The sequence below is a fragment of the Sphingomonas paucimobilis NBRC 13935 genome (assembly GCF_000739895.2).
Lineage (GTDB): Bacteria > Pseudomonadota > Alphaproteobacteria > Sphingomonadales > Sphingomonadaceae > Sphingomonas > Sphingomonas paucimobilis.
Map to the genome: position 1 here is coordinate 126,090 of NZ_BBJS01000030.1, position 12,709 is coordinate 138,798.

The window sequence follows — 12,709 nt, forward strand, 5'->3', positions numbered from 1 at the left end:
AAAGTTGGACGATTCGATCGCACCGCGTTAGCCATGACCCATGGTGGCGGTGACGATTCCAAGCTTCTATCTCTACGGTGAGCCGCACCGGGCCGTGGAAGATGGGTTCGTTCATGCCGAGCGGCTGGACGATCGTTCCCGCCCGCACGAATGGACGATCCTTCCGCACGCCCATGCCGATCTGGTGCAGCTTTTTCTGCTGGAGCGGGGCGGCGGCGTGATGCGTGCCGAGGCGGACAGCTTTCCCGTCACCGCCCCCGCCCTGCTGATCGTCCCCGCCGGGATCGTCCATGGTTTCGACTGGTATCACGAATCCGAGGGCGCCGTCGTGACCTTGTCGGTGCGACATCTCGCGCTGCTCGACAGCCGCTATCCCGGACTTGCCGCAGTGTTCGATCGGGCGGGCGTGGTCTATCCGGACGAGGCGGCCATCGCGACGATCGGCGGGGGGATTGCGACACTGATGCGTGAACTGGGGTGGTCCGCACCGGGACATGGCGCGGCGGTGGATGCCGCGCTGCTGACGGTCCTGGTCGAGACATTGCGTGCTTCGGGCGTGATGCAGGGCGGCGCGCGGTCCGCACCCGGCCATCATCACAGCCTCGTCGCCCGCTTCCGGGCGCGGATCGACGAGCGTTTCCGACTGCGCGAACCGATCGCCGTCTATGCCGAAGCGCTCGGCACCAGCGAAAGCCGCCTGCGTGTCGCCTGTGCCCGGATCGCGGCATTATCGCCCGCCGCGATGCTCGACCAGCGCGCCATGCTCGATGCCAAGCGGGCGCTCCTCTACACCAACTTATCGGTGGCGGAGGTGGGCTATTCGATCGGCTTCTCCGACCCGGCCTATTTCACGCGGTTCTTTACCCGCCATGCGGGCGTGTCGCCGCGCGCCTATCGCCAAATGGACAACGCCTGATCCCACGGGCGATCAGATCGCGCGCTCAATTGCTACACGCAGTCCATAACCCTCCAGTCCGATCAGCGGGTGGCGGCTATTGGTCAACAGGATTGTTTCCCGTTCGCGATCCTCATCATTGACCAGAATGGGCAGGCCCCCGTTGCGCGCTTCGTCGAGGATCTCCCCAAGCGTCGACAGAAAGGCGTGGCCGCCGGTCATGCGCTGACGACGCGCTGGTCGATCGAACCGAATAGCGGACCGGCCCGCATCGTGACCCGATCACCGAAGGACAGGAACGGCGTGAGCGGCGCCCCGCCCTCGATCATCTCGATCGCCCGGCGCTCGGACAGGCAGGTGGAACCGACCCGCTGATGCTCGACGTTCGACACCGTGCCAGAGCCGATGATTGTCCCCGCGGGCAGATCACGAGTCCGCGCGGCATGTGCGATCAGTTCATGGAAGCCATAGGCCATCTCATCGCCCACCGGGTTTCCGAACCACGCGCCGTTGACCTCGACCGTCAGCGGCAGGCAGACCCGGCCATCGCGCCAATCATCGCCAAGCGCCTCGGGCGTGATCGCGAAAGGCGCGACGGAGCAGGCGGGTTTCGCCTGGACCCAGCCGAAGCCGGTCTTCATCTCGACCGGCGCAATCGCGCGCAACGACCAATCGTTGAGGAGCAAAACCAGTCGAACATGGCCGAGCGCCTCCTCTGGCCCACACCCCATCGGCACATCGCCCGTCACCACCGCGAATTCGCCCTCGAAGTCGATGCCGTCGGCCTCGCTGGGCAACGACACATCCTGCGTCGCCGATAGGAAGCGGTGCGACATACCTTGATACATCAGTGGCTTGTCGGTTTCGATCGGCGGCAGCTTGAACGCCTTCTGCATCAGTGCGCCGTGCGTCGGGAAGGCCGAGCCATCGAGCCATTGCCAGGCGCGAGGCAAGGGCGCCAGCAATGTGGCGCCGTTCAGCGTCTCGCCTTCCGCGTCGACCCGCCCGGCCAGCGCGCGCAGGGCAGGTTCGACGTGCGTCCAATCGTCCAGCGCCGCCTGCATCGACAAGCCTGCGGGCAAGCAGCGGCTGCCGTCGGTCGACACCACCACCAAGGCGCCATCCCGGCTGCCATCATCTCGGGTCGCAAGCCGCATCGCGATCAGCCCTCGAAGATGGCGACGGCGCGGCACCAGCCCGCCGACCCGCCCTTCACCTTGACCGGCAGGCAGGAGACGGTGAAGCCGGTGGACGGAAGCTCCTCCAGCCGGGTCAGCTTTTCCATATGGCAATAGCCGATCTCTCGCCCGGCCTTATGCCCTTCCCAGACCAGCGAATAGTCGCCCGTCTGGGCGACGCGTGCGGCGGTGTGGCTGAACGGCGCGTCCCAGCTCCAGGCATCGGTACCGGTCACGCGCACGCCGCGCTCCGTCAGGTACATGGTCGCCTCATAGCCCATGCCGCAACCGCGCCCGAGAAAATCGGGCTGGCCCAGCGCCGCGCCGGCGCCGGTGTTGACCAACACGATATCCAACGGTCGCAATTCGTGCCCGATCCGTGCCAGCTCCGCCTCGACCTCAGCCGCCGTCACGACATGGCCATCGGGCAGATGGCGGAAATCGAGCTTCACGCCGGGCTGGACGCACCATTCCAGCGGCACCTCGTCGATCGTGAGCGCTGGCCTACCACCACCGCCCAACGCCTCGTCCATCGTCGGATGGTAATGCCAAGGGGCATCGAGATGCGTGCCGTTATGCGTGCTGAGCGTCAGCATCTCCGAGGCCGCGAAGCCCTCACCCCCCGCCATGGCCTCGGCGGTGATGCCGGGGAAGAACATCGCGGCCTCCGCCACCGTCTCGCGATGGGTCTGGCGCGTGATGCTGGGGCGCATGAAGGGTGGGTCGGTGATGACCTCCGGGTCGATCGCGATCGACAGGTCGACGATGCGGCGCATCATGCCGTGTGCCCTCCCAATGTCTCGGCGAACCAGTCGGAAATCAGGTCGCGACCATATGCCATATTGTCGGCTCCGACATGCTCGACGCCGCCCTCACGCGACGTGAAGACGACCTTCTCGCGACGCGGCGAATTCACGAGCTGGTCGTAAAGGTCGTCGGCATATTTCACGTTGATCTGGCGGTCGTTCGCGCCGTGGGTGACGAGGAACGGCACCGCGATCCGGTCCATATGGCCGTTGAGGTTCATCGCCTCGGACTTGGCGAGAAAATCGTCCTGATCCTTCGCGCCGAACGCCCAGTGGACATGCGCCCAGTAATGCGGGACGGGGTTTTCGCCCTCCCGCGCCAGGCGCTTGTCCTGAACCTCGCGCCAATTATGGTTCGCCCCCCACACCGCGCCGCTGGCGAAGCGCGGCTCATAGGCGACGGCACGCGGCGCAAAGTGACCGCCCAGCGAAATGCCGGTCATGCCGATCCGCTTGGGGTCGACATCGGGCTGCTGCTCCAGCCAGTCGACCGCCGCGCTGGCCCAGTGTTCGCTGTGCGGGTCGACCGGCAGGCCTTGAAGCCGCAGGGCCTCGCCCGAGCCCGGCTGGTCGACGCACAGGGTCGAAATGCCACGGCGCGCGAGTTCGTGCGGCAGCCGCGTCCAATAGAGCAGTTCCTTGCAGCTATCGAGACCGTTGCAGAACACGACGACCGGCTTGCGACCGTCGCCCCGCGCGCGGGTGTAAAGGGCGGGCATGGTGCCCATCGCCAACGGGATCTCCACCCGCTCCCGGTTCAGTCGTCCCAGCGCCGTCGAACGATCGAACGCATCGCGCGCCCGTGCATAGGTTTCGCGGCGGCCCGGATGGCCATGCCCCTGCATCCGTTCGGCGGTGATGAGGTAGAGGCTTGCACGCTCCAGCTTGTTGGAAGCCGAAAAGGCCCGCCCCTTCGCCTCGTCCTCCGCGGCCAAGTCGATCAGCTTGTCGCCCATCGCCGCCCAGGCCTTCATGAACATCGGCGTTCCGGCATCGGCCCCGTTTGCCGCCGCGTCCTTGATCGGCTGGCACATATCGATGATCTCGCCGAGTTGCGCACCCGACTCCATCGCGATCGCGACCGACAGATTCCAGATATAGTTGGGAAAGGGTTCGTAGAGCGCCATCGGGGTTATACCGAAACCGGCTGGAACAGCCCGGCATCGGGCTTGGGATGCGGCATGGTCTGCGGACCGCCGACGCCGATGCCCCATTGGTCCATCGTGCCGGGACCGGGGACATGCACCTGATGCTCGTGCGTCTCGAAGTCGACATGCTCCAGTTCCGAGGTGTATTCGACCGCGAAACCGTTCGGCGTCGTGAAATAGCTGAAGGTGTTGTTGCCCGCCGTATGGCGGCCAGGGCCCCAGCGTATGTCGGTCCCCGCCTGCTTCAGTCGCCAGATGCCCGCCATCATGTCGTCGACGGTCAGCATGTCATAGGCGACATGGTTGAGGCAGGGCGGCCCCGGCAGGATCGCGAGGCGATGATGCGCCGAATTGCAGCGCAGGAAGCACATGAAATCACCCAGCCAGTCCGATACGCGAAAGCCCAGCACGTCGGTGAAGAAGGCCACCATCGCGCGGTGATCGGGCGAATGCAGCACGATATGGCTGATCTTCTGCGGGATGCCTTCCCAACGGCTGAGCGTGCGCGGCGTGCGGCGCTCAACATCCGCCGAAATTTCGAAAGGCAGACCGTCGGGCGAGAAGAACCGGAAGCCATAGCCGCCGCCCATCGTCGTCAGGTCACGAGGGGCGAAAATGACCCGGCAACCGGCGTCCACCACCTTGCCATGCAACGCATCGACATCGGCGCGCGTGTCGGCGGCGAGTGCTATGACGTCGATACGGTTGGCGTCGTCCTGCCGCAGGCGGACGACATAGGCCTCGTCATGCCCCTCGGCGGCGAAGTGATACAGGCCATCCTGCTCGCCCGCCTCCACCAGTTTCCAGTCGTCGCGATAAAAGGCGCGCTCGGCGTCCAGGTCGGCGACGCCGTAGCCGACGTAACGGATCTCGGTCACTCTTGCCATGTCATGCTCCAGGGGCTGGGTCGTTCCCCGGCGGTGGCGACACGCCCCGCCGGGGACAGTATCGTCAGAAGCGGAATGTGCCCTGCACGCCGTAGGTGCGCGGCTGGCCGAAATTCCAGTTATAGATGTTGATGCCGCCGCCGGTGAACCCGGCATAGGTCTTTACCCGATTGTCCTCGAGATTGCGGACATAGCCCTGAATGCTGAACCGGTTGTTCGGCATGTTCAGCTCGAGGCTGAGATCGGTGGTGGTGAACGCATCCACTTCGTCGCCCTTGTAGTTGAAGGCGGTGAGGAAATAGCGCGACTTGAACCGGCTGAAGCCGTTGGCGACTAGCTTGTACCCGTCACCGAGCTCGATCGTCTTGGTATAGTTGATACCGATCGTCCATTTCGGCGCCTGCGGCGCGACGTTGCCCGCCAGGTCCAGCGTCAGGCGCGGAACGTTCGCCGGAGGATTGGCCAGCGTCGGGGCCGGGATGCCCGCGAACTGTTGCAAACGCGCGTCGATATAGTTGACGATCAGGCTGACCCGATCATTGGGTGACAGCCGCACGGCGGTATCGGTCTCGATACCCCAGACCCGGCTCTTGCCCGCATTGAAGGTACGCGCACCGACCGTGGTGTCGATATAGACCTGAACCTGCTGGTCCTTATAGTCATAATAAAAGGCGCTGGCGTTGAATTCGAGCCGGTTGCCCATGAAGCGGTTCTTCGAGCCGACCTCATAGGCGGTCAGATTTTCCGCATTGAACGATCCGACCAGATCGAAGCCGCCGCTCTTATAGCCGGTGCTGACCTTCGCGTAGAGCAGGTTGTCGCGGGCGGGCTTGTATTCGACACCCGCTGTCCAGGTGATCTTGTCTTCCTTGTAGGTCGGATAGCGGATCACCGCCCCTGCCCCGCTGCCGTCAGCGGGCGGCCGCGCCATGGTCGGCGAGCGATAGAAGCCGTAATTGATGTATTTCGCGTCCTTCTTGTCATCGGTGTAGCGAATGCCGCCGGTGAAGCTCAGCGTGTCGGGCACGACCCAATAGGTCGCCTGGGCGAAGGCCGATTTCGAGTCCGACGTCACGTAAGGACGATAGAAGAAGTTGGCGAAGGCACCCGCCACGGGCAGATAGAGACCACGCTCGATGATCTGGTTCTCGTGGAAATAGAACCCGCCGACCTGCCAGACGAACTGACCCTGGGTTCCGCCGTTCAACCGCACTTCGTGGCTTTGCGTACGCGTGTCGTAGCGATCGTTATAGAAGGTGAACAACTCCGGCAGGAAGCCGTTCTGCGGGATGACCGCCTGATTATCGACATGCCGATAACCGCCGATATAGCTGAGCGTCGCGCCCCCGAAATCATAGGAGATGCGGCCGCGCACCGCATATTGCTGGCTCTTGAAGCTGCCCATCCGGCCGAGCGGGAAGCTCGCGGGATCGAAACCCTGAGGCACGTCGACAAAGGACGGGACCTGGCGCTGGGCGAGCGTGGTATAGGTCGTGGGCGGGGCGATTGAGGCGGGCAGTTCGGTTACACCCGGCGTCGACCCGTTGACCGCCAGACCATATTGCATCGGCCCGGTCTGGTCGATGTCGACATATTCACCGGCAAGATAGACCTCCAGTGCCCCCGGCGCGAACAGGATGCTGCCGCGAACCGCATCGACATTGGCATTGTCACCGCGGCCCGCCGGGCCGTTGTCGACATAACCGTCATGCTGATTGTGCAGCCCCGCCACACGGATCGCTACCGTGTCGCCCAACGGCACGTTGACCGCGCCCGTCGCGTAGATGGCGTCGTAATTGCCATACCCCGCTGTTGCCGAACCCTCGAAGCTCTGGAGCACCGGCTTGGCCGCCACGATGTTGAGCGCGCCCGCCGTCGAATTGCGCCCGAACAGCGTCCCTTGCGGCCCGCGCAGAACTTCGATCCGTTCCAGATCGAAGAAATTGGCGTTCAGGCCGACTGGGCGATTGATATATTCGCCATCGATCGAAACGGTCAGTGCGGGATCGGCGCTCTCCGAAATATCCTGGCTGGACACGCCGCGAATGGCGATCTTGGTGAACACGGAGTCCGGGGTGATACCCAGATCGGGAGCAAGACGCTGCAGCCCGCTGACGTCGGTGACCTGCGCCTTGGTCAGATCCGCACCACCGATGGCACGAATGGCGATCGGGGTATCCTGCAACCGGGTCTCGACCTTGGTTGCGGTAACGATGATATCCTCGGACTGAGCCGCATTATCGGGCGCTGCCGCCGTCGTCCTGTTGGCCGACGTCTGCGGCGTGGCACCCGCCGGATCAGCGACCTGCGCGAACGCGGGGTGAGCCACCCACATGGCGGTGGTGGTAAGCGCCGTGGTAGCGACGCGACGGAACCTCTTCATACGATCCCCTCTCCATGATCGGAGGCGTGTCCGCCTCTCGTTTAGAACTAGAATGATTGTTCTATTTATTATTCGAGTCAAGCGCTGATATGCGGTCGAACGCGATTAATTTGCGTCGCCGATCAGAACATGGGATGCGGATTGCGCGACGCCGTCGGCATCGGCTGGATGACGTCCCAATGCTCCACGATCTTTCCGCCCTTCAGGCGGTAGATATCGGCGACCGCGCCACCGGCCGAGGTCGGATCCGTGCGCCCATGCAAGTGTATGACCGCCATATCGCCATCGACGATGATCCGCTTCACGTCGAAGCGCGCACCCGGCATTGTAAATTTCGGAGCGAGCGCGGCCACCGCCGCATCCCGACCATCGGCCAGCCCCGGATTATGCTGGATATAGTCGGGCACGACATAGCGCTGAAACGCCCCCGCCACGTCGCGCCGAGTATAGAAGCGGTCGGCGAAATCGGTCATGATCGCGCGGTTGCGCTCGGTCAGCGTGGCGCCCGATCCGGCGATTGCCGCTGGAGCCAGGAAGGGCACCGTCAGGACAAACGCGTGAAACAGGGCCTTCATATCGTCACCTCGACGGTGAAGGGCAGGTCATCGCTGGCTCGACCAACCGCCACGACCGCACGATCGCCCGGACTCTGCCAGCCGTGATCCCCCCAGATACGGAACAGGCGCGGCTCGGGCGTCACGCGAACAGTCGCGCTTTCCCCCGCCGCCAGCGTGACCTTGGCGAACCCCACCAAAGCGAATTCGGGATTTTGACGATAGAGCTGCACGACTTCGCTTCCGACGCGATCGCCAGCATTGCGCAGTCGGACCAGGACATCGCCCCCCTCGGCCTCGACGCCCAGCCACTCGAAACGGGTATAACCCTGCCCAGCCCCAAAGGCGTAGAGTGGGGTCGTTCCCCGCGCTTGTAGGCCCCGATAGCCGATCAGCACACCATCGTCATAAGGCAGGTCGCCCTGCCCGTCCGGCTGAAGCGACAAAGCGGGATAGTCGCCCTCCCGCTTGGCCAGCGTCACCGGCAAACGGCCGCCGGGTTCGATGTCCCCCGCCAGCACCGCGGCCAGCGCCGGCCCGAAACCCTCGCCAGGATACCAGGCGGACATCAGCGCTGACGCCTGGTCGCTCCACGTCGCATCAAAGGCGTGGCCGATATTGGCAATGATCGCGGTGTTGGGGTTGGCCGCGCAGATCGCGTCGATCAGCGTGCGCTGCTCCGGCGCGATGGCGGTGTCGGGCCGATCCTTGCTCTCGACGCTGGAATCCGATGTTTCGCCGATCATCAGGATCACCGCGTCGGCACTGGTAGCGGCCTCGATCGCGCGCGCCAGCATCGCCTCTGCGCTGTCGGGGCCACGAACGCCATACCAGAGGCCGTGCACGCGGGCGCCGTCATAGTGGAAGTCGACCTCGACCAGCACCCGTTGCCCAGCGGCAAGCATCATCTCGGCGCTGTCGGCATCGCCCCGCTTGAGCGAGCCCATGACGTCGGACGCCGCCATCCGCTCGGGCTGTTCGATCAACGACTGGCCATCGACTTTGAGGGAGACCGCGCCGGTCGCGCCGACATAAAAGCGGTGCGCACCATCCGCGACGGCCGTGAACCAGCCACTGGCACGAATGGCGGCCGGACGGTCGAAGACGCCCTGATCGTGCACGCCGACGAACCATACAAGAGAGTTGGTGTCGCGCACCTCCTGCCCGATGGGCTGACCCGACAGATCGCCATCGGCGAAATATTCGACCGTCATGCCCGGCCCGTCGCCCCGCACGGGCTCGACGGGCATGGCGGGCAGCCGCGGTTGCGGATCGACGCCAGGTTCGTAGACGATGTCCGCCACCCCGGCATAACGCGCGGTGATCGCCTCCAGGGGACGCGCCGCATCCGGCGAGAGCGCGATCTTGGCGAAGGTCCCGCCCTGATAGCAGGGCGCGGCGGCATTCGGGCCGATCACAGCGATCCGGCGATGCCGGCCCGGCGTCATCGGCAACAGATCGCCCTCGTTGCGCAACAGCACCATGCCGGCCGCCGCCGCCTCGACCAACAAGGCATCGGCATCCTCGACAGGCGCCGATTTCGCACCGGACCAGCGGCGGGCCGCGCGTGCCACCCGCTCGGCAGCATCCGCCACCCGCTCGGTCGCGACCTCGCCCGCCTCGACCGCCGCGACGGCCTTGATACCGACAAAGCGGGCCGGCCCGGGCATCTCCAAGTCCAGCCCGCCGTTCAGGCTGCCCACGGTCGAATGCGTGCCGAACCAGTCGCTGATGAACGGGCCGTCAAAGCCCCATTCCCGCTTCACGATGGTTGAGATATGGCCATTCTCGGCGCACCAGTCGCCATTGACCCGATTATAGGCGGTCAACATCGCCCCCGCCCCGGCCGCCGCACACAGCTCGAACGGCAGCAGATAGATTTCGCGCAAAGTCCGCTCGTCCACCACCACGTTCATGCGGTCGCGATCGGTCTCGCTGTCGTTGCAGACCAGATGCTTGACGCAGGCGCCGACCCCGGTCGACTGGAGCCCGCGCGTCCATGCCGCTCCGGCCAGGCCCGTCAGCAGCGGGTCTTCGGAAAAATACTCGAACGCCCGTCCGGCAAGCGGACTGCGCGCCATGTTGACGTTGGGGGCGAGGACAAGATCGACCCCCATGCGGATCGCCTCACCACCGACCAGAGCCGCGACCCGCGCGATCAGCGCGACGTCGAAACTGGCCCCGAGCGCTGTTGCGCAAGGCGACAAGCGCGCGACGTCGCGTTCGTCGACCCGACCGCTGGCGATGCCCATCGGGCCGTCGCTCATATGCAGCGACGGAATACCCACCTCCGGGATCGCAACCGAGCGCCACATCGCCGCGCCGGCGGTCAGGCTCGCCTGCTGTGCGAGGGTCAGCGCCGTCATGCGACCGGCTCCAGACGGAAGGCCATGATCTGCTGCGCCTGGGTTGCGATCTGCGCCGCCACGCCTTCATCGATGATCGTGCCTTCGCCGTCGAACGGCTTCTGGGCGATCGAGTTGATCGCGATCCCCGCTGGGGTCGGCCAGCCTCGCATCGCATGGACGATCCCGCGCAGCGCCGCCAGCGTGACGCCGCCCGCCTGCCATCCCGCCGCCGAGACGATCAGCCCCACGGGCATGCCGTCGAAATAGATCCGCTCGTCCCCGCGCAGATCCTCGAGCAGGTCGATGGCGTTCTTCACCACACCCGAGACGCCGCCATGATAGCCGGGCGTGCCGATGACGAGACCGTCCGCCTCGCGCAGCGCGGCGACGAAGGCGGCCTCTTCCTCTGTGCGTTCGGGACGTTCCGGATTGAAGTGTGGCAATGCCGCCAGCGCCGGACCGTCGAACATAGTGGTTTTCGCCCCCATGCGCCCGCATTCTGCCAGGACCGAGCGGACCAGCATCTCGCTCGACGAACGGGGTCGGAAGGTGCCGCCAATCCCCACGATATGCCGCGCCATCGGATCAGGCCTTCTTGAACGCGGGCATGACCTTTTCGGACAGCAGCCGCAGTGTCTGGTCGCCTAGCCGCAGCCGCTCGTCGGTCAACGGCCCCGTGGTCGTGCCGCACAGGATATTGCCGATGCCCAGTTCCTCATAGGGCTTGAGATGCTCGATCACCGTCTCGGGCGAACCGTACAGGCACCAGGTGCCGATCCAGTCCTCGGTCAGCGCGTTGGGCGTGCGGTCGGTCTTCCTGTTGGCCTCGTTCGACTCGGCGCGGGCATTGAATTCGGCCTCGCGCTCGATGGCGTCCTGATAGGCGCGCAGGATGGTCATCATCTCGTCACGCGCCTGTTCGTCGGTGTCGGCCAGATGGACCAGCTGATAGGTATGGGTCGTCCAGTCGAGCGCGCGGGCGACCTTCTCCGGACTATGCCCGGCTTCGTCCAGCAAGGCGCGATAGATGCCAAAATATTTGGCGACGTGCTTCATCGGCTCGGTTCCGCCGATCTGCGGCGGGGTGAAGGCCGGGATGAAGGCGGGCCAGGCGTTTTCGGCAGCGCGGCGCGCGCTCGATTCCTTCATCGCCACCGGCATCAGGCGCGCATGTCCCTCGCTATAGGCCGCAGGCGCGATCCGTTGCAGCACCCGGCCCTGGTGCGGGCCGTTGTCGATCTCGACCGCCGGATCGTCCATCGTCTTGGCCCAGAGCTGTTCGGCCAAGGCGAGGTTCTTTTCCGAGATGGCGCCCGCATCACGGTAATCGACGCCGAAGCCGATCATCTCCTCGGGCGTGGTGCCTGAGCCGACACCCACCAGCAGCTTGCCGTCGGTCAGTTGGTCGAGGATGTTGATCCGCTCGACGAAGCGCACCGGGTGATGCAGCGGCACCGAGGTGACCGAAAAGCCGAAATGCATGTGCGGGAATTTGGCCGCCAGATAGGACGCGAACATATAGCTGTCGCTGGCGATCGGCATGTAACCGTTGAAATGGTGATCCGGCATGAAAAGCGCATCGAAACCAAGCGCCGCGGCACGCTCCGCGTGGCGGGTCAGGCCATGGATCAGCGCGCGATCCTCGTCGGGCGCCATCGACCGTGCATTGAGGAATACCGAGAAACGCATCCAACCTCTCCCTTTTATCATGCCCGCCGTGGCCCGGCGCGTTGCCGCATTGATGCGGTTCGTCTAAAATAAAATTAGAACTGCAATTCTGATATGACGGTCTCCTATGGGCTGTCAATGGGGTGGTGATGGATATCGAGACGATCTTGGCGAAGGCGCGCGCGCCGCAGCAGGGCCGCAGCAAAGCGAGTTTCGAGCGGATGCTGGCCACCGCCGAGGAATTGATGACCCAGCGCGGGTCGGACGAATTCACGCTGAACGAGGTCGCCAAGCACGGCAAAGTGTCGATCGGTTCGATCTATTGCCGCTTCGACAGCAAGGACGACCTGGTCCATGTCGTGCAGCTACGGGTGCTGGAACGAGTGGACGCCGACATGCTGGCCGTGATCGCAGAGCTGAATGCGCGCGGCGGCGGCCTGATCGACATGGTGCACGACTTGGTCGAATCGGTGGCCGAAGTGTTGCGGCGCTATGCCGACGTGATGCGCCCGCTGATGCTGCGCGCGAGCGCCGATCCGGTGATCGCCGCCATCGGCAAACGCAGCTACGGCCGCACGAGCGAGGCGGTGATCGCCGCGCTGCTGACCAATCGCGACTCGATCCGCCACCCCGATCCCGAGCACGCAGCCGATGCGGGCTTCCGCATTCTTTACGCCTCGATCGCACGCTATCTCGGCTTCGGCTCGTCGATCGACGCGGCCGGCGAAGGCGATTGGACGGAGTTGAAGGCCGATCTGGCCGACATGCTCGCCGCCTATCTGTCGACCAGTCCCAAGGCACGCCCTGCCCGCGCTTAGCGCTTGCGCCGCCTTCCGAATCGC

General features: G+C 64.9%; 12 protein-coding genes. 2 read left to right on the forward strand and 10 right to left on the reverse strand.

All coding sequences use genetic code 11. The annotated features are described in order from the left end of the window. Positions 1-40: 40 nt before the first annotated feature. Positions 41-916, forward strand: coding sequence for a helix-turn-helix domain-containing protein (locus SP6_RS10290; RefSeq protein ID WP_007405007.1), 876 nt, complete (start codon positions 41-43; stop codon positions 914-916). Between the two features lie 12 nt (positions 917-928). Here the strand turns inward: SP6_RS10290 and SP6_RS10295 are convergent, their stop codons facing one another. The 10 genes from SP6_RS10295 to SP6_RS10340 all read right to left on the reverse strand — a co-directional run bounded on the left by SP6_RS10295 (position 929) and on the right by SP6_RS10340 (position 11,888). Beyond that, on the reverse strand, positions 929-1,117 hold the full coding sequence (locus tag SP6_RS10295; RefSeq protein WP_007404873.1) for a hypothetical protein: 189 nt from the start codon (positions 1,115-1,117) through the stop codon (positions 929-931). Next, positions 1,114-2,052 carry a fumarylacetoacetate hydrolase family protein gene (locus SP6_RS10300; protein ID WP_007404999.1) on the reverse strand — a complete coding sequence of 313 codons (939 nt, stop codon included), beginning with the start codon at positions 2,050-2,052 and terminating at the stop codon, positions 1,114-1,116. Before SP6_RS10300 ends, SP6_RS10295 begins: the two co-directional genes overlap by 4 nt. Positions 2,053-2,057: 5 nt before the next feature. After that, positions 2,058-2,852, reverse strand: coding sequence for a cyclase family protein (locus tag SP6_RS10305; protein WP_037568532.1), 795 nt, complete (start codon positions 2,850-2,852; stop codon positions 2,058-2,060). After that, positions 2,849-4,006 (reverse strand): alpha/beta hydrolase family protein, encoded by a 1,158-nt coding sequence (locus SP6_RS10310; protein WP_007404941.1) that lies wholly within the window; start codon positions 4,004-4,006, stop codon positions 2,849-2,851. The genes SP6_RS10305 and SP6_RS10310 overlap by 4 nt, the downstream gene beginning before the upstream one ends. 5 nt (positions 4,007-4,011) lie before the next feature. Next, positions 4,012-4,914, reverse strand: coding sequence for a VOC family protein (locus tag SP6_RS10315; RefSeq protein WP_037568530.1), 903 nt, complete (start codon positions 4,912-4,914; stop codon positions 4,012-4,014). Between the two features lie 64 nt (positions 4,915-4,978). Then, complete coding sequence (locus tag SP6_RS10320) at positions 4,979-7,297, reverse strand: TonB-dependent receptor (RefSeq protein ID WP_007404948.1); 2,319 nt, start codon at positions 7,295-7,297, stop codon at positions 4,979-4,981. Between the two features lie 122 nt (positions 7,298-7,419). Continuing rightward, positions 7,420-7,872 carry a nuclear transport factor 2 family protein gene (locus SP6_RS10325; protein WP_007404931.1) on the reverse strand — a complete coding sequence of 151 codons (453 nt, stop codon included), beginning with the start codon at positions 7,870-7,872 and terminating at the stop codon, positions 7,420-7,422. After that, positions 7,869-10,217 (reverse strand): beta-glucosidase, encoded by a 2,349-nt coding sequence (locus tag SP6_RS10330; protein ID WP_007404877.1) that lies wholly within the window; start codon positions 10,215-10,217, stop codon positions 7,869-7,871. The genes SP6_RS10325 and SP6_RS10330 overlap by 4 nt, the downstream gene beginning before the upstream one ends. Next, positions 10,214-10,780, reverse strand: a complete 567-nt coding sequence (locus tag SP6_RS10335; RefSeq protein ID WP_007404881.1) for an NADPH-dependent FMN reductase — start codon at positions 10,778-10,780, stop codon at positions 10,214-10,216. The genes SP6_RS10330 and SP6_RS10335 overlap by 4 nt, the downstream gene beginning before the upstream one ends. Positions 10,781-10,784: 4 nt before the next feature. Further along, positions 10,785-11,888 carry an LLM class flavin-dependent oxidoreductase gene (locus tag SP6_RS10340; RefSeq protein WP_007404915.1) on the reverse strand — a complete coding sequence of 368 codons (1,104 nt, stop codon included), beginning with the start codon at positions 11,886-11,888 and terminating at the stop codon, positions 10,785-10,787. 128 nt (positions 11,889-12,016) lie between these two features. Between SP6_RS10340 and SP6_RS10345 the strand changes: the two genes are divergently transcribed. Next, the gene (locus SP6_RS10345; RefSeq protein WP_007404937.1) at positions 12,017-12,685 is read left to right on the forward strand and encodes a TetR/AcrR family transcriptional regulator; all 669 of its coding nucleotides are present in this window, start codon (positions 12,017-12,019) and stop codon (positions 12,683-12,685) included. Positions 12,686-12,709 lie beyond the last annotated feature (24 nt).

What these genes read in the sequence shown, in the direction of transcription:
- SP6_RS10290 (WP_007405007.1), top strand. Translation starts at nt 41, where the DNA reads ATGGTGGCGGTGACGATTCCAAGCTTCTATCTCTACGGTGAGCCGCAC.
- SP6_RS10295 (WP_007404873.1), bottom strand. Translation starts at nt 1,117, where the DNA reads ATGACCGGCGGCCACGCCTTTCTGTCGACGCTTGGGGAGATCCTCGAC.
- SP6_RS10300 (WP_007404999.1), bottom strand. Translation starts at nt 2,052, where the DNA reads ATGCGGCTTGCGACCCGAGATGATGGCAGCCGGGATGGCGCCTTGGTG.
- SP6_RS10305 (WP_037568532.1), bottom strand. Translation starts at nt 2,852, where the DNA reads ATGATGCGCCGCATCGTCGACCTGTCGATCGCGATCGACCCGGAGGTC.
- SP6_RS10310 (WP_007404941.1), bottom strand. Translation starts at nt 4,006, where the DNA reads ATGGCGCTCTACGAACCCTTTCCCAACTATATCTGGAATCTGTCGGTC.
- SP6_RS10315 (WP_037568530.1), bottom strand. Translation starts at nt 4,914, where the DNA reads ATGGCAAGAGTGACCGAGATCCGTTACGTCGGCTACGGCGTCGCCGAC.
- SP6_RS10320 (WP_007404948.1), bottom strand. Translation starts at nt 7,297, where the DNA reads ATGAAGAGGTTCCGTCGCGTCGCTACCACGGCGCTTACCACCACCGCC.
- SP6_RS10325 (WP_007404931.1), bottom strand. Translation starts at nt 7,872, where the DNA reads ATGAAGGCCCTGTTTCACGCGTTTGTCCTGACGGTGCCCTTCCTGGCT.
- SP6_RS10330 (WP_007404877.1), bottom strand. Translation starts at nt 10,217, where the DNA reads ATGACGGCGCTGACCCTCGCACAGCAGGCGAGCCTGACCGCCGGCGCG.
- SP6_RS10335 (WP_007404881.1), bottom strand. Translation starts at nt 10,780, where the DNA reads ATGGCGCGGCATATCGTGGGGATTGGCGGCACCTTCCGACCCCGTTCG.
- SP6_RS10340 (WP_007404915.1), bottom strand. Translation starts at nt 11,888, where the DNA reads ATGCGTTTCTCGGTATTCCTCAATGCACGGTCGATGGCGCCCGACGAG.
- SP6_RS10345 (WP_007404937.1), top strand. Translation starts at nt 12,017, where the DNA reads ATGGATATCGAGACGATCTTGGCGAAGGCGCGCGCGCCGCAGCAGGGC.